The organism is Nonomuraea cavernae, from assembly GCF_040655715.1.
GTDB classification, from domain to species: domain Bacteria; phylum Actinomycetota; class Actinomycetes; order Streptosporangiales; family Streptosporangiaceae; genus Nonomuraea; species Nonomuraea cavernae_A.
In genome coordinates this window covers 45,145-67,553 of record NZ_JBFAKL010000034.1, presented here as the reverse complement: position 1 = coordinate 67,553, position 22,409 = coordinate 45,145, and the positions used below count along the sequence as shown (strand labels likewise).

Sequence of the window (22,409 nt, the reverse complement as noted above, 5' to 3'; positions counted from 1 at the left end):
GCCGCACGGCCCTCGCCTGATGGCGGGGGCCGTGGCATATGGAGAGACTGTGGAAGAACGTACGGCCGGCGGCAGCCCGGATGGCGGCAGCCGCGCCGGGCGCAACCTGCCCGCCGCGATCGCGGTGGGCGCGGGGCTGGGCGCACTGGTCATCGGTTCGCTCTACACCATCAAGGAGTTGTTCCTCCTGGTGGTCGTGGTGGCCGTGGGCATCGGGGTGCTGGAGCTGACCCGGGCGTTCGCGACCCGTGGCATCCGGGTGCCGGCGCCGGCGGTGCTCGCCGGGCTGGCGGCCATGGAGGCCGGCGCCTACTGGGGTGGTCCGGTCTGGCTGCTGGGCACGTTCGTGGTGTTCGTGTTCGTGTCGCTGATCTGGCGGATGTTCAGCGAGGGCATCAGCGGTTACGTTCGCGACGCGTCGGCCTCGGTGTTCATCCTGGTGTATCCGGCGTTGCTGGCGGGGTTCGTGGGGTTGCTGCTGGCTCCCGACGATGGCCGTGACCGGGTCGTCATCTTCATCGCGGTCACCGTGGCCAGCGACATCGGCGGCTACATCGCGGGCGTGCTGTTCGGCAGGCACAGGCTGACGGTGATCAGCCCGAAGAAGACCTGGGAGGGTCTCGCCGGTTCGGTCATCGGGAGCACGGCCGTCGGCGCCTGGCTGGTCGTGTGGCTGATGGGCGGCGAGATCTGGCAGGGTGCGCTGATCGGCGCGCTCGCCGCGCTGCTGGCGACCGTGGGCGACCTGATCGAGTCGATGATCAAACGCGATCTCGACATCAAGGATCTGGGCTCGATCCTGCCCGGCCACGGCGGGCTGATGGACCGGCTCGACTCGCTGGTGACCACGCTGGTGCCGGTCTGGCTGCTAATGGCGTTGTTCTTCTAGCTCCTCGGCCGTGATGGGGGTGAGCCACAGCCACCGTACGGCCTCACCTCCGAAGCCGAACCCTGACATGTCGGGCATGTCGGAGGGGTCGGCCAGCATGAGCACCCCCGAGTACTCCGGCCCTAATGGGAACGTGGACGGCTCGTGATACCACTTCGCGGTGTGCCCGTGGCCGAGCCAGGTGACCGAGTGCCAGGGATACTGCGACAGCCATACCAGCAGCAGCGCCGCGTCGCGCGGGTCTTGACGGGTGGCCACGGCCAGCTCGATCCGGGCGTAGGCGCCGGGTTTGTCGAGCCACTGCTCGACCGTCGGCATCCGCTGGCAGCTCATGCCGACCGTCGACAGCACGGTGAAGTCACGGCCCTCGCGCGGCGTGCGTTCGGTGATGCCGACGGTCGGCAGCCGCTCACCGCTCGCGTCCCAGTAGCGGGCCGCCGGCCCGAGCACCCGGTCGAGGTGTCCCATGACGAACTGCTGGAACGACGACCACGCGCCCTCACCGTGCCGCCAGCGCCAGTAGGACCGGGCGTTGGAGATGCGCGGCGCGAGCCCTTCGAGCGCCTCGGACAGCGCCCACGCGAACGGTGACTCGCCCACGGCGTCGCGCGCGTAGCCGGGCATGCCCCTGCTCATGTCGGCCCAGCCCGGGATCACCGCCAGCAGCTCGTCGTCCTCGTAGACGGCGACGCCGTCGCCTTCCTCGAACCAGAGCGCGGCCAGCCGGCCCAGCGGGCGGCGACCCTCGGGGTGTGTGGTGCCGGTCATGGGCATGAGCGGCGGACGGCCCGAATTGACCCTGGCCAGCTCGATGACCGGCGGAGCGGGGCGGTGGTTGGCCAGCCACACCGCGCCGTGCACGGTGCCGTCGGGCGCGCACAGGTAGGCCACCGAGGCGTCCTCGTCGCGCTCGACCACGAGCGTCCGGCTACCGTAGGGGTTGCCGGCGGTGAGGACGACCTCGGTCCGCCCCTCGCCAGACGCGGACCGGAAAATCGCCATCACGCCCTCCCGAGGGGACCGTCGCCTTTAGGCGACGGGGGAATCGGGAGCGGGAGGGCCGCCAGGGCCTGAGCATGCCCTCGCCGGTCAGGTCTGTGCATCGGCATTCTCCTATCGTCGCGCGTGAGATGAATGGTGCCGTTGTAATGATCGTGTGACTCGTCAGGTGCGCGCCTCCCTTGGCGCGGCGTCACCACCAGCGACGTCGAACGTCTGGACAACCCAACGCGGCGATCAACATCCTCAGGGCAGGGCTTGCCCTTCGTCAGGCTGCGCAAGCGGCTTAGCGAGAAGCCGCTCCCTTCAGGAAGCGGAGGAGTCACACGAGTTGACTGTAGAGCCGGCCGTGGGCGACCTCTGTGCGAGCCAGATCGTCACCGAGCTCCGTGATGGAATGACACTTCCGGCCCTGGCGTTCACTACCCTGGTGCGTAACCCCTAGCAGAAGGCAGTCCCGTGTCCCAGCAGCCAGGCCAGCTCACCTTCGTCGCGCCGCGCAGGGCCAAGCCGGCCCGGCACCTGGCCGACCTGTCCATGGCCGACCGCCGCGTCGCGGTCACGGAGCTGGGCGAGAAGGCGTTCCGCGCCGACCAGCTGTCGCGCCACTACTTCGAGCGCCTGACCACCGACGTGGGGGCGATGACCGACCTGCCGGCCGCCTCTCGCGACAAGCTCGCCGCGCTGCTTCCCGCGCTGCTCACGCCGGTCAAGGAGCTCACCACCGACGGGGGCACCACGCGCAAGACGCTGTGGCGGCTGTTCGACGGCGCGCTGGTCGAGTCGGTGCTCATGCGCTACCCCGACCGCGCCACGATATGCGTGTCGTCGCAGGCGGGCTGCGGCATGAACTGCCCGTTCTGCGCCACCGGCCAGGCCGGGCTGACCCGCAACATGTCCACCGCCGAGATCGTCGAGCAGGTGGTCTCGGGCGCCCGCGCGCTGGCTGCCGGTGAGGTGCCCGGCGGGCCGGGCCGGGTCAACAACGTGGTCTTCATGGGCATGGGCGAGCCGCTGGCCAACTACAAGCAGGTGATCGGCGCGGTGCGCCGTCTGGTGGAGCCGGCTCCCGACGGGCTCGGCATCTCGGCCCGCGGCGTCACGGTCTCCACGGTCGGCCTGGTCCCGGCGATCGGCAAGCTCGCCGACGAGGGCCTGCCGGTGACGCTCGCGCTGTCGCTGCACGCGCCCGACGACGAGCTGCGCGACACGCTGGTGCCCATCAACACGCGCTGGAAGGTGTCCGAGGTCCTTGGCGCGGCCTGGGACTACGCGGCCAGGACCAAGCGGCGGGTCTCGATCGAGTACGCCCTGATCAAGGACATCAACGACCAGGAGTGGCGGGCCGACCTGCTCGGCAAGCTGGTCAAGAACAAACTGGTGCACGTCAATCTGATCCCGCTCAACCCCACCCCTGGCTCCAAATGGACCGCCTCCCGGCCGGAGGATGAGCGCGCGTTCGTGCGCCGGCTGCAGTTCCACGGCGTCCCGGTCACGGTCCGCGACACCCGGGGCCGCGAGATCGACGGCGCCTGCGGCCAGCTCGCCGCGGCCGAGTGATCGCCGCTCCTGAGGCCAGGGCCGGGTACGCCTAGCAGGAGGCCGTACCCAGCCCTGAGGTCAGGGCCGCGTACGACGCAGGAGGCCGTACCCAACGAGGGCGACCAGGCACCAGCCCAGCGAGACGGCCGCGAGGTGGGGCAACTCGGCGGCCAGCCGGTCGGCGTCCGCTGCCCTCATCCAGGCGGTGACCGGCACCGTCAGCCAGTAGACCGGTGAGGAGCCGACCAGCAGCATGGCCAGGTAGCCCGACACCAGCCCCATGGTCGACAGCGCGGGCGACGGCAGGATCGGGCGGCTGGTGAGGGCGCCCAGCGCGAGGCCGGCCAGCACCGCGAGCCCGTGCAGGGCCACGGCCATGGCCAGCACGGCGGGCGGCGGAGTGGCCGACAGGCCGAGCAGCAGGCCGCATCCCAGGGCGAGTGCCGCGAAGGCGAGAGACGTCACCAGGGAGGCCAGCAGTCCCGCGACCTCTTCACGCAGGGGGGAGCCGGCACCGGTGGCCGAGATGACGCGCTGCCGGCCGGGCTCGGTGTCGAGCAGACTCCTGACCGACCAGGCCAGGAACGGGATGATCAGCACCGCGGAGGCGGTCAGCGCCGCTGCCTCCTCGCCTTGGGGCGCGCGCACGGAGTAGATGATCGCGAGCATCGCCAGGATGGGCAGCAGTGCCTGGTAGACGCGGTGCGAGCGCACGTACGCGGCGACGCGGAAAGCCGTCAGGGCGATCATGTGGCCTCCTCGCGAGCGACGGCGCGAGCCGGGTAACCCTCGTCGCGCATCCGGCCCAGGAACGCCTCCACTTCGCCGGCCGGCACCGTGACCTCCACGGCCGAGGTGGAATCGGAGAACGCCGGGCCGGGGGAGAGAGGGGCCGGACGGACGATCAGCTGGGCACCGGACAACGACCAGTGGCGGATGGCGGGAAGGTCGCGCAGGACGCCCTGGTGGTCGCTGACGACGGCGATGCCGCCGCGGGCGGTCACCTCGGCCAGAATCCCGGGCAGGACGGCGCGGGTGCTGTCGTCCAGGCCCGCGAAGGGCTCGTCGAGGATCAGCAGGCCGGCGTCGGCCATCAGGGCCTGGGCGAGCCCGACCTTGTGGGCGCTGCCCTTGGACAGCTCTCCCAGCCGGACGTCGAGCAGGTGGGTCATGCTCAGGCGTTCGGTCCAGGGCTCCCAGCGGGCGCCGCCGCGGACGCGGGACATCCACCGCAGGTAGCCGGCCACCGTGAACGGTTGCTCGGCCGGGAAGCGGTCAGGGGCGAACGCCACCACGGGCGGCCGGTCAGTGATCGTGCCCGAGGTGGGCCTGGCGACCCCGGCCAGCAGACGCAGCAGGGTGGACTTTCCCGCGCCGTTGACCCCGGTCAGTTCGACCAGCTCACCCGGTAAGAGACGGGCGTGGACGTCTTCGATGACGTAACGTTCACGTCTTCGGTAGCGAAATGAAACCTTGGACAGCCGCATGGTGCTGTAACGGTATAAGGCGACTCGCTTTGTCGTGATAAAGAGCCCCACAATATAGACGGACCCCCGCACAACTCAGGAGGAGTGGGCTTGAACCGCTTTCCGCGCGTCATGGGTATGCGTTCAGGCTATGACCCAGTCGACGTCGATGCCCTCATCGGGCGGATCGAGTCGACACTGGGCAGGGGATCACGCGACGTCGAACCCGTGACCGCCGACGACGTGCGCCATGCGACGTTCCGCGCGAAGCGCGGCGGCTACCAGGAGACCGCCGTCGACTTCGCGCTGGAGGCGTTCGTGGTGGCCTTGGAGACGAAGGCCAGGAGTCCCGTACGGCTGGCCATGACCGAGCCGACCGGTGAGATGCTGCGCGAGCAGTGGTTCGAGACCCAGGCGGCGCGGGTCGAACGCGTGGGGTTCCGGCCTGGCCGGATGGGCACCGGCTACAACGAGGACGAGGTCGACGCCTTGCTCGACCGGATCGTGGCCACGCTGCGCGGCACCACCGACTACCCGGTGACGGCCAAGGAGGTGCGTGAGGCTAAGTTCTCGACCGTGCTGCTGAGGTCGGGCTACCTGATCGCCGATGTGGACACGTTCCTGGCCGGCATCGCCGACGTTCTGGAGCAGCGCGGCTGACCCGCCTCGCGCGGTGGATCCGGCCGATGTGGTGACGACGTCCGCGGATCCGGCCGAGGCGGTGACGACGTTCGCGGATCTGGCCGAGGCGTGACGACGTCCGCGAGTCAGGCCGACGTGGCGACGACGTCCGCGAGGCCGCGCAGGTCGGGGCGGACCGCCTGGAGGACCGACGGGTCCTCGGGGTGTTCGCCGAGGCGGTTGATCCAGACGCGGCTGATGCCCAGCTGGTGGGCGGGCACCAGGTCGTGTGTGTAGCTCTGCGCGACGTGCACCCACCGCTCGGGCTCGTACGAGCGGCTGAAGGTGTCGAAGTGGGCGTGGGACGGCTTGTAGGCGCCGGCGTCCTCGGCCGTCACCACCGCGTCGAACCGCACCGGCAGCCGCCGCTGCGTCTCGCCGATCAGGTCGCGGTCGCAGTTGGTGAGCAGGGCCAGCCGCCAGCCGTCCTCGCGCAGCGCGGTGAGCTCGTCGCCGACGTCCGGGAAGACCGGCCAGTAGGGGAGCGTGGTGGCCAGCACCGAGGCGTCGTCGGGGGCGAGCGGCACCTTCTCCTCGGCGCAGGCCCGGCGCAGCGACTCGGCCAGCACCTCGCGGTAACGCAGCCCCGGTGACTCGGCCTGCACCTCGCGCTCGTGCTTGCCGTAGGCGTCGAGCAGCCGGCGCCCATGGCCGGGCGCGACCAGGTCGGCGCTGGTCCAGATGCCGTGCCGCCAGTCGACCAGCGTGCCGAAACAGTCGAAAGTCACCCATCGCATGAGGTCCATACTGGACCCAAGGCGATCTCCGTGCGACCCGTCGAGCCCGCTGATCTTCCTGAAGCGACCCGTGTCCTGACCGCCGGCTGGGGCGCATCGCGATCAGGCACGAGCTGGAGCTGGAGCTCCGCCTCCCAGGATGTCGCGGTTCCTGAGCAGGGCGACGATCACCGAGGCGACGGGCGCGGCCAGGAACGCCCCGGTGATCCCGGCGAGAAGGCTGCCCACGGCGATGGCCACGAGGATCACCGCGCCGGGCAGGTCGAGCGTCCGGCCGTAGATCTGGGGCGCCAGCACGTGCCCCTCGATCTGCTGCACCAGCAAGGTCACCGCGACGACGATCAGCGCGATCAACCAGCCCTTGGCCACGAACGCCACCACCGCGGCCAGCAACCCCGCTAGGAACGCCCCGACGATCGGCAGGAACGCGCCCACGAACGTCAGCACCGCGAGCGGCAGCGCGATCGGCACGCCCAGGATCCACAGCGCCAGCCCGATGAAGAACCCGTCGACCAGGCCCACCAGGGCCACGCCGCGGATGTAGCGCCCGATCACGTCGAAGATCAGCTCACCGGTGGCGCGGACCCGTCTCCGGGCCGAGACCGGGATCAGCTCCAGCAGCCATTGGAAGAGCCGGTCGCCGCCGTGCACGAAGTAGATCGACAGGATGACGGCCAGCACGGCGCCGACGACGATCTCACCCACGGTCCGGGCGCCGGTCAGCGCGGTGGTGGTGATCTGCTGCCCTCGCTTGGACACATAGTCTCCGGCCTGCGCGGCCAGGTGCTCGGTGTCGATGCCGAGCCGGGCGCCGAGGCCCTGCAGCTCCCGCGCCGCCTTGCCGAGGCTGTCGCTCATCTCGGTGACGCCGCTGACGGTGGGCGGGACGAGCAGCGCGATCAGCGCCGCGGCCAGCAGCAGCCCGCCCACGAAGACCACCGTGGTGGCCAGTCCCCTGCCCAGGCCGCGCCTGCGCAGCCACCGGGCGGGGGGCAGCAGCAGCGTGGTGAAGAACACGCCGATGATGATCGGCATGATCACGGTGTGCACAAGGACCACGCAGTAGAGCACCACCGCGATGATCACGATCCAGCCGACCGCGCGCCACGGCTTCATCGCCGCCTCCCCCCTGAGCCCTTTGAGCCCCGTGAGCCCGGAGGGAGGCGTTCCCCTTGACGATCTCCGGCAACCACCGAGCTGCCGGAAAACCCGAGGTCAGGGTGGTGTGAGGCGGCGGTACTGCCCCTGCTTGGCCGACTCGTACGCCGTGCGGGCGTCCTGGCCGGCCGGTGTGGTGGAGACCTCTGCCACGGGGACGTCCCACCACGCCTCGGACGACGGGGTGTCGAGGGCGGGATCGGTGCGGACGTACACGACCGTGGTCTCCCTGGCCGCGCGGGCCGTGTCGAGGGCCTTACGGAGCTCGGCGAGCGAGTCGGGGCGCAGCACGGTCGCGCCGAGGCTCGCGGCGTTGGCCGCCAGGTCCACCGGCAGCGGCCCGCCGTCGAAGCGGCCGGTGCCGCGGAAGCCGTAGGACGTGCCCAGGCGTTCGGCGCCGACGCTCTCGGACAGGCGGCCGATCGAGGCGAAGCCGGAGTTGTCGACGAGGACCACGACCAGCTTGACGCCCTCGGAGATCGCCGTGACGAGCTCCTGGGCCATCATCAGGTAGGACCCGTCGCCCACCATGACGAACACCTCGCGCTCGGGCGCCGCCAGCTTGACGCCCAGCCCGCCGGCGATCTCGTAGCCCATGCACGAGTAGCCGTATTCGACGTGGTAGGCGCCCGGGCCGCTCGGCCGCCAGAGCTTGTGCAGGTCGCCAGGCATGGAGCCGGCGGCGCAGACCACCACCCCGTCGTCGCCGGCGGCCGCGTTGACGGCGCCGATCACGGCCGACTGCGGCAGCGGCGAGCCGTCCAGGGCGTAGGCGGCGTCGACCGTGGTGTCCCAGGCGCGGCTCAGCTCGGCGGCCTCGGAGCGGTAGGCGCCGGAGGTGGCCCAGCCCGCGCAGGCTCCGGACAGGTCGGCCAGGCCCTCCCGGGCGTCGGCCACGAGTTGCAGGCCCGACAGCTTGGCCGCGTCGAAGCCCGTGATGTTGAGGTTGACGAAGTGGGCGCCGGGCGCGAACAGCGAATGGGAGGCGGTGGTGAAGTCGCTGTAACGGGTGCCGACCCCGATGATCAGGTCGGCCTGGCGGGCGAGCGCATTGGCGGCGGTGGTGCCGGTGGCGCCCACGGCCCCCATGGCGAGCGGGTGCCCGTGGGGAAGCGCGCCCTTGCCCGCCTGGGTCTCGGCCACCGGGACGCCGTGGGTCTCGGCGAAGATCCGCAGCTGCTCGGCGGCCTCGCTGTAGATCACGCCGCCACCGGCCACGATGAGCGGCCGGGTGGCCGACCTCACCAGTTCGGCCGCTCGCGTCAGCGCGGCCCGCTCGGGGCGGGGCCGGGGGATGTGCCACACGCGCCGCGCGAACAGTTCCTCCGGCCAGTCGTACGCCTCGGCCTGGACGTCCTGGGGCAGCGCCAGCGTCACCGCGCCCGTCTCGGCCGGGTCGGTGAGCACCCGCATGGCGGCCAGCAGCGCGGACGGCAGCTGCTCAGGGCGGTTGATCCGGTCCCAGTAGCGGGAGACCGGCTTGAAGCAGTCGTTGACCGAGACGTCGTAGGAGTGGGTGTCCTCCAGCTCCTGCAGCACGGGGTTGGCCACGCGGGTGGCGAAGATGTCACCGGGCAGTAGCAGCACCGGCAGCCGGTTGATCGTCGCGCCGGCCGCGCCGGTCACCATGTTGGTCGCGCCGGGGCCGATCGAGGTGGTGCAGGCCAGGGTGGACAGCCGGTTGGCGGCCCGCGCGTAGCCGGCGGCGGCGTGCACCATGGCCTGCTCGTTGCGGCTCAGATGGTAGGGCAGGTCGGCGGCCGAGGTGGCGAGCGCCTGGCCGAGCCCGGCCACGTTGCCGTGGCCGAAGATGCCGAAGCAGCCGCCGAAGAACCGGTGCTCGGCGCCGTCGCGCTCGGTCCACTGCTCGGCCAGGAAGCGCACCACGGCCTGGGCGACGGTCAACCGGGTCATCGGGCCCTCCCGAACGGAACTCTGGGATCGATCTCCTGGCCCTCCCACGAGGAGCGGATCCAGGTGTGGCGGGGGTCGTCGCAGAACGCCATCGACCGCTCCTCGGCGGGGCCGGCCAGGACGTTCAGGTAGTAGAGGTCGTAGCCGGGCGCGGCCATCGAGGGGCCGTGGTAGCCGTACGGCACCAGCACCACGTCACCGGAGGAGACCTCGGCGAGGGTGTCGATGTGGCCTCGCTCGGAGGTGTAGACGCGCTGGTAGCCCTGTCCCTGGCGGGCGACCTCGAAGTAGTAGATCTCCTCCAGCACGGCCTCGTCCTCGTGCGGGGTGTCGTGCTTGTGCGGGGGATAGGAGGACCAGTTGCCGCCGGGGGTGAGCACCTCGACGGCCATGAGCTTGTCGCACGCGAAGACGCCGGGGGCGCAGAAGTTGTTCACCTGGCGGGTGGCCTGGCCGGCGCCCCGGATCTCCACGGGCACCTCGGAGGCGGGTACGTGGCGGGGGGCCAGCCGGTGGGTGGCCCGGGCCGACGGGAAGGCGATCCGTCCCCGGCCGGTCACCGTCACCTGCGTATAAATCGGGATATAGGCGAAATCTGAGGGGCCGTCGAAGACGGACGCGCGCCCGGCCAGCTCCCAGCTCACGGACGGCTCGCCCGCCGCGGAGCAGGTGACCGTGCACGAGCCGGAGAGGGGGAGGACCAGCGTCTCCTCCTCGCCCGTGTCGAACGACACCGGATCGCCGTCGAGGTCGGCGACCCGGAGCCCCGCATAGGTCCAGCCCGCCACGGCCGGGGTGATCTCCACCGACCACGGTCCGGCGGCCGCCTTGCCGTACTGAAGGTAGGTCATCGCATCTCCACTATGGTCACGGGCGCGCCTCCCGCACCAGGGCGGCGGCGCCGTCCACGACCGCCGCGACGTCGTCGTCCGCGGGGTAGAGCAGGGCGCGGCCGACCACGAGCCCGCGCACGCCGGGCAGGCGCAGCGCGCGGCCCCAGTCGGCGTAGGCGGCGTCGATGTCGGGCGGGTCGCCGCCGAGCAGCAGCGCGGGCAGCGTGGTCGCGGCCATGACGCGCTCCATCTCCGCCACGGCGGGGATCTTGAGCCAGGTGTAGGCCGAGGTGACGCCGAGCGCCTGCGCGACGCTGATCGACTTGATGACCGCCTCGGGCGACAGGTCGTTGCGCAGGGCTCCGGTGTCGGAGCGCCGCGACCAGAACGGCTCCACCATGGCCGTGAGCCGCCTGCCGGCCAGGCTGGTCACCGCGTGGGCGCACGATTCGAGCGTCGCGACCGTCGCGGGGTCGCCCGGGTCGATGCGGCAGAGCATCTTGCCGCCGTCGAGCCCCATCGCGTCGATCGAGGCCGCGTCGAAGCCGGTGAACCGGTCGTCCAGCTCGAAGACGGAGCCCATCAGGCCGCCGCGGTTCATCGAGCCGAAGGCCAGCTTGCCGTCGAGCGCGCCGAGCAGCAGCAGGTCCTCCATCACGTCGGGCGAGGCGAGGATCCCGTCGACGCCCGGCCGTGAGAGCGCCAGCCGCAGCCGGTCCAGGAGGTCGGTGCGGCTGGCCATGGCGAGTGGCCGGTCGCGCACGGCGAGCGCGCCCCGTGCGGGGTGGTCGGCCGCGATGATCAGCAGCCGCTCGCCCGCGCGCGGCAGGCCGCGCCGCGGCCTCTTGGCCGCGGCCAGCGCGATCTCCTCCGGACGCGTCGCGCGGATGTCGGTGAGCCGCTCGTACGGGGACGTTCGGGGCAGGGTGATGTCACTCATAGCAGGGCGAGCACCTCGTCCGTGGTCGGCATGGCTTCGGCGCAGGCCAGGCGCGCGGCGACGTGCGCGCCCGCCGCGTTGGCGAACCGTACGGCCCGCTCCAGTGGCCATCCACTGAGCAGTCCGTGGCAGAGCGCGCCGCCGAACGCGTCGCCCGCGCCCAGTCCGTTGACCACCTCAACGGCGACCGGCTCCACCACGACATGCTCGTCCTTGCCGCGGGCCAGCACGCCGTCGGGGCCCATCTTGACGACGGCCACCTCCATGCCGGCGTCGAGCAGCGCCTGGGCGGCGGCCTCCGGCTCGCGGACGCCCACGGCGATCTCCACCTCGTCGAGGTTGCCGACGGCCACGTTGGCGTAGGGCAGCGCCTGCCGCACGGCCTGGCGGGCGGCCTCGGGCGACTCCCAGAGCATCGGCCGGTAGTCGAGGTCGAACACCGTCCAGCCCGAGGCGCGGGCCTCCAGGGCGGCGGTGTGGGCCGAGCGGCTGGGCTCCTGGCTCAGGCCGGTGCCGGTGAACCAGAACACCCGGGCCTCGCTGATCGCGCCGAGATCCAGGGAGCCGGCGGTGACGCGCAGGTCGGGGGGATGCTCGCCGCGGTAGAAGTAGATCGGGAAGTGGTCGGGCGGGAAGATCTCACAGAAGGTCACCGGGGTCGGTGGTCCCTCGATCGTGGCCACGAAGGAGTCGTCCACGCCGAATCCCCGGATCGCCTGGCGTACCCACTCCCCGAAGGGATCGGCTCCCACGGCGGTGATCACCGCGGCGCGCACTCCGTGGCGGGAGGCCGCCACCGCGACGTTCGTCGGGCTGCCGCCGAGGAACTTGCCGAAGGTCTCGACATGGGCCAGGTCTACTCCGGTCTGCAACGGGTAGATGTCGACGCCGCAGCGGCCGATCGTGATCAGGTCGAACAACGCACCTCCAGGGATGGAGCCTTCGTGCACACTATGGCATATTGTCATGACATACGGATGTCCGCTATGTTACGGAGCGTCCTGGAACCGGCTGCCGACAAACGTACAGGTCAAGTCCGTACTTTTCCCATGATGTCCGGACCGTCTGTGCTCCGTCGACCGCCGGGTCCCGGCAGGTGAAGACACTCCAGATATTTGGCCAAAGCTTTACGTCATCCGCATGTCATGACATATTGGCTGAACTCCTGCCTTTTCGGACGTCTCGGAGGGTTTGAATGGGATTGCATAAAAGGCCGGTGGCTGTTGTCGCCGTGCTGGCCATATCGGGCTTAGGGCTCGTCGCCTGCGGCGAGTCGTCGTCCGGCGGCGGGGACACGATCGAGCTGACGATCGCCCAGAACGCCATCGCGGGCGGCAAGAACGCCAGGTCGGCCGGCCACCTCGTCGACTGGGTGATCCCCAAGTTCGTGGAGGCCCAGAAGGCCAAGGGCAAGGACGTCACGGTCAAGTTCGTTCCCAGCGGCGTCGACGACGAGCAGTACAAGACCAAGCTCTCCCTGGACCTGAAGTCAGGCAAGGGCGCGGACGTGATCGACATCGACGGCATCTGGGCCGGTGAGTTCGCCGAGGCGGGCTACGTCAAGCCGCTGGCCGACGTGGTCGGCCCCGAGGCCGAGAGCTGGGACGGCTGGGCGCAGATCCCCGAGGCCGTCCAGGGGCTCGCCACCTACAACGGCAAGAAGCACGCGCTGCCGGTCGGCACCGACGGCCGGGTCCTCTACTTCAACAAGACTTTGTTCGGCAAGGCCGGGCTGCCGGCCGACTGGCAGCCGAAGAGCTGGCAGGAGGTGCTCGACGCGGGCACCAAGCTCAAGTCGTCCGGCGTTCCGGTGCCGATCCAGATCAACGCGGGCACCGCGATGGGCGAGGCCACCGCGATGCAGGGCGTGCTGCCGCTGCTCGCGGGCGCGGGCGGCGAGCTCCAGCGCGACGGCAAGTGGACCGGCGCCTCGCAGCCGCTCAAGGACGCGCTCGGCCTCTACCAGAAGATCTACGGCGGCGGCCTCGGCGACCCCAAGCTCCAGCAGGAGGCCAAGGGCCGCGACAAGTCGTTCCAGCAGTTCGCCGAGGGCAAGATCGGCATCCTGATGGAGGGCGACTACTTCTGGCGCGGCGTCGTCAACCCCACGGACGGCGTGGCCAAGATGGCCGACCGCGACGAGGTCGTCGGATACACCAAGATCCCGGCCATGGAGCCCGGCAAGGGAGTGCGCGGCCAGGACTTCGTCAGCATGTCGGGCGGCGCGCTGCGCACCGTCAACCCCAACAGCAAGCATCCGAAGGAAGCCTTCGAACTGCTCGCCTTCACCCTCTCGCCGGAGGCGCTGAAGGAGGAGACCAAGGACGGCAACGTGCGCATCACTCCGCGCACCGACGTCAACAAGGAGATCCTGGCCGGTCAGCCGCTGCTGACGTACATCTCGGAGGAGGTGCTGCCGCTGACGGCCTTCCGTCCGCCGGTGGCCGTCTACCCGCAGGTGTCGGCAGCCCTCCAGGAGGCGACGGCCGCTGTGGTCAGCGGCAAGACGCCTGACGAGGCCGCCGCCGGTTACCAGCAGAAGCTCGAAGGAATCGTCGGTGGCGCAGGCAACATCGCCTCCTGAGGTTCGCGACGACGCCCCTGCCCGCCGCTACAGCGTGGACGCGGCGGGCCTGGGCCGCCTGCGGGCGGGCGCCTTCGTGGCGCCCGCGCTGGCGCTCATCACGGTGTTCCTCGTGTTCCCCGCCCTCTGGGTCATCTACCTGGGGCTGATGAACTACCGGCTCACCGGCGTCGAGGCGGTCAACCCCAAGATGGTCGGGGCGGACAACTTCATCAAGGCGATCAGCGACTCCGCCTTCTGGGACTCCACCTGGCTGACCTTCCAGTTCGTGCTGGGCTCGGCGGTCATCGGGCAGGTCGTGCTCGGCTTCTCGATCGCCTGGATGCTGCGCGACCGGCGCGGGACGCTGAAGAGCGTGGTCGAGGGCCTGGTCATCCTGGCCTGGATTCTGCCCGGCGCCGTCGTGGCGTTCCTGTGGGTGGCCCTGCTCGACCGCGACAGCGGCACGCTCAACGCGCTGCTCGGCATCCCGGGCTTCCCCTGGCTACTCGACCACCCGATGCTGTCGATCATCATCTTCAACACCTGGCGCGGCACCGCGTTCTCGATGATGTTGTACGGCGCGGCCCTCGGGAACGTGCCGCCCTCGCATCTGGAGAGCGCCCGCCTGGCCGGTGCGTCCGGCTGGCAGCAACTCCGTGACGTGGTGTTCCCGCACATCAGAGGGCACATCCTGACCAACCTGCTGCTGATCAGCCTGTGGACGTTCAACGACTTCAGCCCCTTCCTGCTGACCGCGGGCGGCCCCGACGGCAAGTCCGAGGTGCTGGCCGTGCACGTCTACAAGGTCGCGCTCCAGGGTGGCGACCTGGGCTACGGCGCCGCGATCTCCACGGTCATCCTGCTGATCAACCTGGTCGTGGCGGTGTTCTACCTGCGGCTGCTCAGGAGCAAGAAATGACACGGTTCGTCGCGGGCCGGATCGGCTTCTACACCCTGATCGCGGTGCTGCTGGCCTTCTTCACGATTCCGCTGCTGTGGCTGGCCACGGCACCGTTCACCTCGGACCCGACGTACGAGGTCCGGATGCCGGACTTCACCTTCGAGAACTTCCAGATGATCATCGACCATCCGTACGCGCTCTGGTCGCTGGTCAACTCACTGGTGCTGGCGGTCGGGACCGCCGTGCTCGTCGTGGTGCTGTCGGCGCTGGCCGCGTACGCGCTCAGCCGGGTGCGGCTGCCGGGGCGCGACGCCCTGCTCTACGCGCTGCTGCTGCTCTCCTCGATCATCACCGGCACGGCCGCGATGGTGCCGCTCTTCCAGCTCGCCATCGAGCTTGGCCTGATCGACTCGCAGACCGGGCTGATCCTGATCCTGAGCGGCGGCCTGCTGCCGGCGGCGATCTTCATGATCAAGGACTTCATGGACTCCACGCCGAAGTCGTACGAGGAGTCGGCCCGGGTCTTCGGCGCGTCACCGCTGCAGATCGTCCGTCACGTGGTCGTCCCCCTGGTGCGGCCCGGTCTGGCGACGATCGCGGTCTGGACCGTCGCCAACGTGTGGGGCAACTTCCTGATGCCCTTCCTGCTGCTCAGCGACGTCGAGAAGCAGCCCGCCGCGGTGATCATGTACACCCTCTACACCGAGGGCGGCCAGGCCAACCTCAAGGTGCTGTCCACGTTCGGCCTGCTGTACTCGGTCCCCGTGGTGCTCATGTACCTGTTCGTCAGCAAAAAGTACGGCTTCCGGTTCCACGGAGGGATCAAGCGGTAATGGCGGCAATCGAACTGCGAGGCCTGACCAAGGTCTACCCCGGTGGCGTGAAAGCGCTCGACTCGCTCGACCTGGTCATCCCCGACGGGGAGTTCTTCGCCCTGCTCGGCCCCTCCGGGTGCGGCAAGACGACCCTGCTGCGCACGCTCGCCGGGCTGGAGACCGCCACCGGTGGCTCGGTCGTCATCGGCGAGCGCGACGTCACCGGGGTCCAGCCGGGCGGACGGGACGTCGCGATGGTCTTCCAGGACTACGCGCTGTTCCCGCACATGAACGTCACCGACAACATCGCCTACCCGCTGCGCATCAAGAAGGTCGGCAAGACCGAGCGGCAGGAGAAGGCCGCCGAGGTCGGCGCCCGGCTCGGCCTCGACCAGCTGATGGACCGGCGCCCCGGTCAGCTCTCCGGCGGCCAGCAGCAGCGCGTCGCGCTCGCTCGCGTCATGGCCACGCAGGCGCAGGCGTTCCTGTTCGACGAACCGCTGTCCAACCTCGACGCGAGGCTCCGGCTGGAGGCTCGTACGTTCCTGAAGAAGCTCCAGCGCGAGCTGGGCGTCACCACCGTGTTCGTCACCCACGACCAGGCCGAGGCGCTGGCCATGGCCGACCGGATGGCCATCATGGAGGCCGGCCACATCCGGCAGATCGGCACGCCCGCCGAGGTGTTCCAGCGGCCCGCCAACACGTTCGTCGCCGCCTTCATCGGATCCACGCCCATGAACCTGCTGGACGCCGTCGTCCACGGTGACACTCTGGAAGTGGCCGGGTGCAAGGTGCCCGTCCCGGCGTCGGCCGAGGGGCTGCTGACCGAGGGCGAGCGCCTCGTGTACGGCGTGCGGCCCGAGTACAACACCTACTCGGCCGAGCCCGCCGAAGGCTCCCTGGGAGGGAGGGTGTCGATCGTGGAGAACCTTGGCGCGTCCCATCTGGTGACGCTGGAGGTCAACGATGTGGCCGTGCAGGCCGTCGTCCCCGAGGGCGACGAGCCGGCGGTCGGCGACGAGGGCTTCGCCGTGCCCCGGCGCGACCGCGCCCTCGTCTACCGCGACGGTGAGCTGGTGTCGGCATGAACGTGATCCGGGGGACCTGGAACCTGGACGACCGGCTGGAGCGGATCCTGCGGGAGGTGCCCTTCGAGGTGCCCGCCGGCGCCGAGGCCGTCACCGTACGGCTGCGCTACGACCGGTCGGCAGGCGTGCTCGACCTCGGATGCGGCGATCCCCAGGGGTTTCGCGGCTGGTCGGGCGGCGCACGCGACGAATACACGATCACCGCCGACTGGGCCACGCCCGGCTACCTGCCGGGGCCGGTGCGGGAGGGGACCTGGCAGGTCTGGCTGCGGCTGCACCGGGTGCCGCCGCAGGGGCTCGACTACACGCTGGAGATCGTCACCGCCTCCGCGCCCCCGGCGCGACCGGTCACCGAGGAGCCGCCCGCCGGGGAGCGCCCGCCGCGCCGCGACATCCCCGACCTCGACGGCCTGCGCTGGTACGCCGGCGACTTCCACGCGCACACCCTGCACAGCGACGGCTCGCTGACCATCGCCGAGCTGGCGAGCCTGGCCAGGGGTCGCGGCCTGGACTTCCTGGCCGTCACCGACCACAACACCGTCAGCCACCACCCCGAACTGGCCAAGGCCGACCGGGGCATCGCGCTGCTGCCCGGCCAGGAGGTCACCACCGACCGCGGCCACGCCAACGTGTTCGGCGACGTCGGCTGGGTCGACTTCCGGCAGCCCGCCGACGCGTGGGTGCGGCACGCGGAGCGCGAGGGCGGCCTCATCTCCATCAACCATCCGCTGGGCGCCGACTGCGCCTGGCTGCAGCCGGTGACCGAACGCCCCCGCATCGCGGAGGTCTGGCACTCCGGCTGGTGGGACCGGCGCTGGGGCGCGCCCCTGGCCTGGGCCGACGCCTGGCACGACGACCTGGTCGCGATCGGCGCCAGCGACTTCCACCGGCCCGGCTCCGACGGCCTGCCCGGCTCGCCCACGACCTGGGTGCTGGCCGCCGACACCAGCCTGGTCTTCGACGCCGTCTCCGCCGGACGCACCGCGATCTCGGCGGGCCCCGGTGAGCCGCTGCTGCTCCGGCTGGGCGACGAACTGCTCGCTCTGGACGCCGACGGCCTGGTCCTGGTCCGCCCCGGTGGCGCCCGCCAGGTGATCCGCGGCGACCGGGTGCTGGTGCCCGCCGGGCAGGGCCGGCACCGTCTGGAAACCTACGAGAACGAGGTGATGGCGCTGTGCGCGTGACGAGTGTCGCCAACGCTCCGGTGAGTTTCGGGGTGTTCGAGCTGAGCGACGGGCCGCCGCCGCTGACCGCCGACGAGATGGTGCGCGCCATCGCCGACGCCGGCTACGCGGGCATCGACCTGGGCCCCATCGGCTACCTGGGCACCGGTGACGCGCTGGTCGAGCGGCTCGACGGGCTGCTGCTCGCCGGAGGCTGGGCCGACCTGCCCTACAACGCCCCCGAGGCGTTCCGGGAGAGGCTGCCCACGCTCGACGCGACGCTGGACGTGTTCGCCGCGGTGCCCGCCGCCCCCGAGCACCTGGCGCCTCGGCCGACGCTCGGCTGCTCGGGCTCGCCCGAGCGGTTCGCCCGTCCCGGCGGGAACGCTCCCGGGCTGGCGGCCGGCGAGTGGGCGGGCTACGCGGCCCGCGTCCAGGAGGCGGCCGACCGCTGCCGCGAGCGCGGCTTCGAGCCCGCCTTCCACCACCACCTCGGCACCTACGTCGAGACGCCGGACGAGGTCGAACGGCTGCTGGAGCTGACCGACGTGCAGCTCTGTCTCGACACCGGTCACCTGCTGGTCGCCGGCGGCGACCCGGTGACCGCGCTGCGCGACTGGGCGAGCCGGATCGGCCACGTGCACATCAAGGACGGCGATCGGAGCATCCTCGCCCAGGCGCTCGCCGACGGAGTGGACCTGCGCGAGCTGATGGGCCGGGGCGGCTTCGCGTCCCTCGGAGAGGGCGAGCTGGACCTGCCGGGCGTGGTCCGCGCGCTGGACGAGATCGGCTACCAGGGCTGGGTCATCGTCGAGCAGGACACGCTGCCCGGCCGCCGCTCGGTCGAGCGGAACATCGCCGACCAGGCCGCGAACCGCGAGAAGCTGAGAGAACTGGGACTATGACACCACGCTGGAGGAGCGGGCTGTGAAGATCGCGCTGGTCGGATGCGGCGCCGTCACGCAGGCGGTCTACGTGCCACTGCTGTCGAGGCGACGCGACCTGTTCGAGGTGACGGCCGTCTGTGACCTGTCGCCGACACTCGCCGACGCCGTCGGCGACCGGCTGGGCGCACCCCGCCGCTACACCAGCCTCGGCGGGTTGCTGGCCGACGGCGGGTTCGAGGCCGTGGTCATGCTCGCGTCCGGCTCCCACGGCGACGCGGTGCGACAGGCGCTGACCGCCGGCTACGCCGTGCTGTGCGAGAAGCCGCTGGCGCTGACCCGGGCGGAGGTCGCGGCGCTGCCCGAGGGGCGGCTGATGGTCGGCTACATGAAGCAGTACGACCCGGCCGTCCGACGGGCCGAGGAACTGCTGGCCGAGCTGGGCGGCGCGGCCGTGATCAGGTCGGTCGAGGTGAGCGTGCTGCACCCGAGCGGCGAATCGCAACTGGCGTTCGCCAACCTGACCCGGGCCCGCGACGTGGACCCGGAGCTGCTGGCCTCGCTGCGCGCCGCAGAGGACGTCCTGGTGTCGCGGGCTCTCGGCGAGGAGGCTCCGGACTCCGTGCGCGCCCTGTACGGGGTGGCGCTCGGCTCGATCTGCCACGACCTGTCGCTCCTGCGGCGTTTCACCGGGTCGCCGGAGGAGATCTCCCACGTCGAGACCTGGGGCCCGGCGCCCGGCTCGATCGAGATCTCCGGCCCGCTGCCCGTGACCGGCAGGTTCGCGATCCGGTGGCACTACCTGGAGGACTACCCCGCCTACCGCGAGACCGTGACCGTCCACCACGACCGCGGCTCGCTGGAGCTCGTCTTCCCCACGCCCTACCTGATGAACGCGCCCACCACGCTGACCGTGGTGTCCGAGGGTGAGAGCCGCACCGAGTGGCGTGACGTCACCGAGGCGTTCGAGGTGCAACTGGCCGCCTTCCACGCGTACGTCAACGACGGCAAGCCGCCGCTCACCGGCGCGGCCGGTGGGCTGGAGGACATCGTCACGGCCCAGCGCATCGCGGCCCGCTACGCCGTACACCATGGTCTGCCGATCGGAGGGGAGGCAGCGTGAGCACGGAGCGCGCCGCCGAGATCGTCGTCGTCCCGCACACCCACTGGGACCGGGAGTGGTACGAGCCGTTCCAGCGCTTCCGGCTGCGGCTGGTCGCGCTGATGGACGAGGTGCTCGACACGATGGAGCACGAGCCCGACTACCACTTCACCCTCGACGGGCAGCTCGCCTGCGTCGACGACTACCTGGAGGTGCGGCCGGAGAACCGTGACCGCGTCGCCGCGCTGGTCGAGTCGGGGCGGCTCGCCGTCGGGCCGTGGCAGATCCTGCTCGACGAGTTCCTCTGCTCCGGCGAGAACATCGTGCGCAACCTGGAGCTCGGCCTGGACCGGGCCGGCAAGCTCGGCGGGGCCATGCCGGTGGGCTACCTGCCGGATATGTTCGGCCATACGGCGCAGATGCCGCAGATCCTGCGGCGGGCCGGGCTGCTGCACGCCTGCGTCTACCGGGGAGTGCCGTCCTCTGTGGTGACCGACGCCTTCGCCTGGGTCGCGCCCGACGGCACGGCCCTGCGGACGCAGTATCTGCCGGTCGGCGGCTACGGCAACGGGGCCCACCTGTTCGAGGATCCCGCGCACCTGGCCGAGCGGGCCGCCGAGTTCACCCACCGGATGCGCGAGTGGCACGGGCCGGACGGGCCCCTGCTGGCGATGTACGGCACCGACCACTCGGCGCCCGTGCGCGGACTGCCCGCCATGGTGGCCGCGATCGGCGCCCGGATGGACACCCTGTCCGGATATATCGGTGCATATTCGGGCGATGTGGACGGCCTGCCGCGCGTCAACGGCGAGCTGCGCTCCCACGCCCGGGCCAACATCCTGCCCGGCGTCATCTCCGTGCGCGCCCACGTCAAGCAGGCCATGGGCCGGGCCGAGCGGATGGTCGAGCGCTACGCCGAGCCGCTGGCCACGCTCTGGGGCGACGACTGGCCGGGACGCTTCCTCGACATGGCCTGGTGGCGCCTGGTCGACGCCAGCGGCCACGACTCCGTCACCGGCTGCGGCGTGGACGAGACCGCCCAGCAGGTGGCCGCCCGCATCGCCGAGGCCGAACACCTCGGACAGGCCGTGCGCGACATGGTGACCGCCAGGCTGGCCGCCGCCGTCCCGTCGGACGGCGTGCTGATCGTCAACCCCACGCCCGCCACCCGGCGCGGGGTCGTGTGCGTGGACGTGGCGGGCGACGACCCGCTGGTGGACCCATCGGGCGCGGCCGTGCCCGTCCAGCCGCTGGAGTACGCGCCGACCCTGCTGCTGGACGAGGAGATGGACCCGGCGACGGCGCTCACCTTCGTCCACGGCACCGAGCTGTACGGCCGGCACATCACCGGCTGGTCGGTCGAGGACGACGTGCTGACCTTCACGGTCGCCCGCGAGTCGTCGGCCCCGTTCAACGTGGCCCAGCTCCGGGACGCGCTCGACGGGGTGACCCGCGTGCGCATCCTCGCCGAGCCGCGCCGCACCGTGGCCGCGCTCGTCGAGGTGCCTCCCCTCGGCCACACGAGCGTCCGCCCGGCGCCGTACGAGACCGTGTACGGACAGGGCGCCTCCGGCGCCGCGGCGACCTCGGCCGGGGTGCGAGCCGACGGGCGGGTGCTCGACAACGGGCTGCTGCGGGTCGAGGTGGCCGCCGACGGCACCCTCTCGCTGACCGGACCCGGCGGCGTGACCCTCACCGGCGCCGGCCGGATCGTCGACGGCGGCGACGTCGGCGACAGTTACAACCACGCGCCCCCGGCCGAGGACCTGATCGTCTCGGAGCCCGAGTCGGTCGAGGTCACCACGGTCTGCTCCGGCCCGCTGCTGGCCGCGCTCGACGTCCGGCGGGTCTACCACTGGCCGGCCGCCGGCGCCGGGATCGAGGGCACCCCCGAGATCCCCGCCCCGTCGCGGACCGAGGAGACCGAGCGGACCGTCGTCGACACCCGGGTCGAGCTGCGGGCGGGCGAGCCGTACGTGCGGCTGCGCGTCGAGTTCGACAACCGCTGCTCCGACCACCGGGTCCGGCTGCACGTGCCGCTGCCCTCCCCGGCGACCGCCTCGCACGCCGAGGGTCAGTTCGCCGTCGTCACCCGTGGCCTGACAGCCGAGGGCGGGTGCGGCGAGGAGCCGCTGCCCACCTTCCCGGCCTCCTCGTGGGTGGCCGCCGGGGGAGTCGCGGCGCTGCTGGAGCACGTCACCGAGTACGAGCTGGTGGACGAGGGCGGCGAACTGGCCCTCACCCTGCTGCGCTCGATCGGCTACCTGTCGCGCAACCGCCACGCCCTGCGCCCCGAACCGGCCGGCCCCCAGCTGCCGACCCCGGCCGCGCAGTCCCGGGGCCAGCGCTCGGTCAGCCTGGCGCTGATGCCGTACGACGGGAGCTGGGAGGCCGTGCCGCCGGCGGCGGAGACCTTCCGGCACGACCTGCTGCCGGTCTCCGGCATGGGCGCGCCGTCACTCGACCTGCCCCCGGCCGCGGCGGGCCTGTCGGTGACGGGCGACGGAGTCGTCATGACGTCGCTCCGGAACCGCGACGGATGGCAGGAGCTCCGCGTCGTGGCCCTCACCGACTCCGGCACCGAGGCGGTCGTCGAGGGCGCCTTCACCCAGGCCCGCCACGCCGACCTCCGCGGCCGCCCCGGCGACCCGCTGCCGGTCACGGACGGCGTCCTTCGCCTGCCTCTGCGCCCCTGGGAGATCGCCACCGTCCAGCTCTCGGACTGAGCGTG

General features: G+C 71.4%; 20 protein-coding genes. 11 read left to right on the top strand and 9 right to left on the bottom strand.

The genetic code is table 11. The features are described 5' to 3' along the window. Window positions 1-49: 49 nt before the first annotated feature. Complete coding sequence (locus tag AB0I38_RS35190; protein ID WP_358491250.1) at window positions 50-889, top strand: phosphatidate cytidylyltransferase; 840 nt, start codon at window positions 50-52, stop codon at window positions 887-889. Here AB0I38_RS35190 and AB0I38_RS35185 read toward each other — a convergent pair. After that, window positions 869-1,891 (bottom strand): suppressor of fused domain protein, encoded by a 1,023-nt coding sequence (locus AB0I38_RS35185; protein WP_358491245.1) that lies wholly within the window; start codon window positions 1,889-1,891, stop codon window positions 869-871. The genes AB0I38_RS35190 and AB0I38_RS35185 overlap by 21 nt on opposite strands. Window positions 1,892-2,347: 456 nt before the next feature. On the opposite strand from AB0I38_RS35185, the gene rlmN reads away from it, so the two are divergent. Beyond that, complete coding sequence (gene rlmN, locus AB0I38_RS35180) at window positions 2,348-3,448, top strand: 23S rRNA (adenine(2503)-C(2))-methyltransferase RlmN (RefSeq protein ID WP_358491241.1); 1,101 nt, start codon at window positions 2,348-2,350, stop codon at window positions 3,446-3,448. A gap of 60 nt (window positions 3,449-3,508) precedes the next feature. On the opposite strand, the gene AB0I38_RS35175 is transcribed toward rlmN, so the two are convergent. Both AB0I38_RS35175 and AB0I38_RS35170 read right to left on the bottom strand, forming a co-directional pair. Beyond that, a complete protein-coding gene (locus AB0I38_RS35175; protein ID WP_358491236.1) occupies window positions 3,509-4,180 on the bottom strand; it encodes a hypothetical protein in 672 nt (223 codons plus the stop codon). Continuing rightward, complete coding sequence (locus AB0I38_RS35170; RefSeq protein ID WP_358491230.1) at window positions 4,177-4,917, bottom strand: ABC transporter ATP-binding protein; 741 nt, start codon at window positions 4,915-4,917, stop codon at window positions 4,177-4,179. Before AB0I38_RS35170 ends, AB0I38_RS35175 begins: the two co-directional genes overlap by 4 nt. A 111-nt stretch (window positions 4,918-5,028) precedes the next feature. On the opposite strand from AB0I38_RS35170, the gene AB0I38_RS35165 reads away from it, so the two are divergent. Next, a complete protein-coding gene (locus tag AB0I38_RS35165; protein ID WP_358491222.1) occupies window positions 5,029-5,556 on the top strand; it encodes a DivIVA domain-containing protein in 528 nt (175 codons plus the stop codon). A gap of 107 nt (window positions 5,557-5,663) precedes the next feature. Here AB0I38_RS35165 and AB0I38_RS35160 read toward each other — a convergent pair whose 3' ends face one another. The 6 genes from AB0I38_RS35160 to iolC form a co-directional block, all read right to left on the bottom strand. Continuing rightward, window positions 5,664-6,314, bottom strand: a complete 651-nt coding sequence (locus tag AB0I38_RS35160; protein ID WP_358491212.1) for an HAD family hydrolase — start codon at window positions 6,312-6,314, stop codon at window positions 5,664-5,666. Between the two features lie 102 nt (window positions 6,315-6,416). Then, window positions 6,417-7,430, bottom strand: coding sequence for an AI-2E family transporter (locus AB0I38_RS35155; protein WP_358491206.1), 1,014 nt, complete (start codon window positions 7,428-7,430; stop codon window positions 6,417-6,419). Between the two features lie 99 nt (window positions 7,431-7,529). Beyond that, window positions 7,530-9,386, bottom strand: a complete 1,857-nt coding sequence (gene iolD, locus AB0I38_RS35150) for a 3D-(3,5/4)-trihydroxycyclohexane-1,2-dione acylhydrolase (decyclizing) (RefSeq protein ID WP_358491202.1) — start codon at window positions 9,384-9,386, stop codon at window positions 7,530-7,532. Then, entirely contained in the window at window positions 9,383-10,237 is an 855-nt protein-coding gene (gene iolB, locus AB0I38_RS35145; RefSeq protein WP_358491196.1) for a 5-deoxy-glucuronate isomerase, read from the bottom strand. The genes iolD and iolB overlap by 4 nt, the downstream gene beginning before the upstream one ends. Window positions 10,238-10,253: 16 nt before the next feature. Then, entirely contained in the window at window positions 10,254-11,159 is a 906-nt protein-coding gene (locus AB0I38_RS35140) for a Cgl0159 family (beta/alpha)8-fold protein (protein ID WP_358491190.1), read from the bottom strand. Further along, window positions 11,156-12,079: a 5-dehydro-2-deoxygluconokinase gene (iolC, locus tag AB0I38_RS35135; RefSeq protein ID WP_358491186.1), complete on the bottom strand. Its 924-nt coding sequence runs from the start codon at window positions 12,077-12,079 to the stop codon at window positions 11,156-11,158. Before iolC ends, AB0I38_RS35140 begins: the two co-directional genes overlap by 4 nt. 296 nt (window positions 12,080-12,375) lie before the next feature. On the opposite strand from iolC, the gene AB0I38_RS35130 reads away from it, so the two are divergent. The 8 genes from AB0I38_RS35130 to AB0I38_RS35095 are packed head-to-tail and all read left to right on the top strand — an operon-like array spanning window position 12,376 to window position 22,404. Then, the gene (locus AB0I38_RS35130; RefSeq protein ID WP_358491182.1) at window positions 12,376-13,743 is read left to right on the top strand and encodes an extracellular solute-binding protein; all 1,368 of its coding nucleotides are present in this window, start codon (window positions 12,376-12,378) and stop codon (window positions 13,741-13,743) included. Continuing rightward, window positions 13,718-14,644 (top strand): carbohydrate ABC transporter permease, encoded by a 927-nt coding sequence (locus tag AB0I38_RS35125; protein ID WP_358491174.1) that lies wholly within the window; start codon window positions 13,718-13,720, stop codon window positions 14,642-14,644. Before AB0I38_RS35130 ends, AB0I38_RS35125 begins: the two co-directional genes overlap by 26 nt. Next, window positions 14,641-15,459: a carbohydrate ABC transporter permease gene (locus AB0I38_RS35120; protein ID WP_358491167.1), complete on the top strand. Its 819-nt coding sequence runs from the start codon at window positions 14,641-14,643 to the stop codon at window positions 15,457-15,459. Before AB0I38_RS35125 ends, AB0I38_RS35120 begins: the two co-directional genes overlap by 4 nt. Next, window positions 15,459-16,529, top strand: coding sequence for an ABC transporter ATP-binding protein (locus AB0I38_RS35115; RefSeq protein WP_358491162.1), 1,071 nt, complete (start codon window positions 15,459-15,461; stop codon window positions 16,527-16,529). The genes AB0I38_RS35120 and AB0I38_RS35115 overlap by 1 nt, the downstream gene beginning before the upstream one ends. After that, window positions 16,526-17,713: a CehA/McbA family metallohydrolase gene (locus tag AB0I38_RS35110; protein WP_358491156.1), complete on the top strand. Its 1,188-nt coding sequence runs from the start codon at window positions 16,526-16,528 to the stop codon at window positions 17,711-17,713. The genes AB0I38_RS35115 and AB0I38_RS35110 overlap by 4 nt, the downstream gene beginning before the upstream one ends. Then, window positions 17,704-18,597: a TIM barrel protein gene (locus AB0I38_RS35105; RefSeq protein ID WP_358491150.1), complete on the top strand. Its 894-nt coding sequence runs from the start codon at window positions 17,704-17,706 to the stop codon at window positions 18,595-18,597. Before AB0I38_RS35110 ends, AB0I38_RS35105 begins: the two co-directional genes overlap by 10 nt. Window positions 18,598-18,619: 22 nt before the next feature. Beyond that, on the top strand, window positions 18,620-19,699 hold the full coding sequence (locus tag AB0I38_RS35100) for a Gfo/Idh/MocA family protein (protein ID WP_358491145.1): 1,080 nt from the start codon (window positions 18,620-18,622) through the stop codon (window positions 19,697-19,699). After that, window positions 19,696-22,404 (top strand): alpha-mannosidase, encoded by a 2,709-nt coding sequence (locus AB0I38_RS35095; protein WP_358491141.1) that lies wholly within the window; start codon window positions 19,696-19,698, stop codon window positions 22,402-22,404. Before AB0I38_RS35100 ends, AB0I38_RS35095 begins: the two co-directional genes overlap by 4 nt. The last annotated feature ends 5 nt before the right edge of the window (window positions 22,405-22,409 follow it).

Bases quoted from the DNA above. Each gene is read 5' to 3' on its own strand.
- AB0I38_RS35185 (WP_358491245.1), bottom strand. From the start codon at position 1,891: ATGGCGATTTTCCGGTCCGCGTCTGGCGAGGGGCGGACCGAGGTCGTC.
- AB0I38_RS35175 (WP_358491236.1), bottom strand. From the start codon at position 4,180: ATGATCGCCCTGACGGCTTTCCGCGTCGCCGCGTACGTGCGCTCGCAC.
- AB0I38_RS35170 (WP_358491230.1), bottom strand. From the start codon at position 4,917: ATGCGGCTGTCCAAGGTTTCATTTCGCTACCGAAGACGTGAACGTTAC.
- AB0I38_RS35165 (WP_358491222.1), top strand. From the start codon at position 5,029: ATGGGTATGCGTTCAGGCTATGACCCAGTCGACGTCGATGCCCTCATC.
- AB0I38_RS35160 (WP_358491212.1), bottom strand. From the start codon at position 6,314: ATGCGATGGGTGACTTTCGACTGTTTCGGCACGCTGGTCGACTGGCGG.
- AB0I38_RS35155 (WP_358491206.1), bottom strand. From the start codon at position 7,430: ATGAAGCCGTGGCGCGCGGTCGGCTGGATCGTGATCATCGCGGTGGTG.
- iolD (WP_358491202.1), bottom strand. From the start codon at position 9,386: ATGACCCGGTTGACCGTCGCCCAGGCCGTGGTGCGCTTCCTGGCCGAG.
- iolB (WP_358491196.1), bottom strand. From the start codon at position 10,237: ATGACCTACCTTCAGTACGGCAAGGCGGCCGCCGGACCGTGGTCGGTG.
- AB0I38_RS35140 (WP_358491190.1), bottom strand. From the start codon at position 11,159: ATGAGTGACATCACCCTGCCCCGAACGTCCCCGTACGAGCGGCTCACC.
- AB0I38_RS35120 (WP_358491167.1), top strand. From the start codon at position 14,641: ATGACACGGTTCGTCGCGGGCCGGATCGGCTTCTACACCCTGATCGCG.
- AB0I38_RS35115 (WP_358491162.1), top strand. From the start codon at position 15,459: ATGGCGGCAATCGAACTGCGAGGCCTGACCAAGGTCTACCCCGGTGGC.
- AB0I38_RS35110 (WP_358491156.1), top strand. From the start codon at position 16,526: ATGAACGTGATCCGGGGGACCTGGAACCTGGACGACCGGCTGGAGCGG.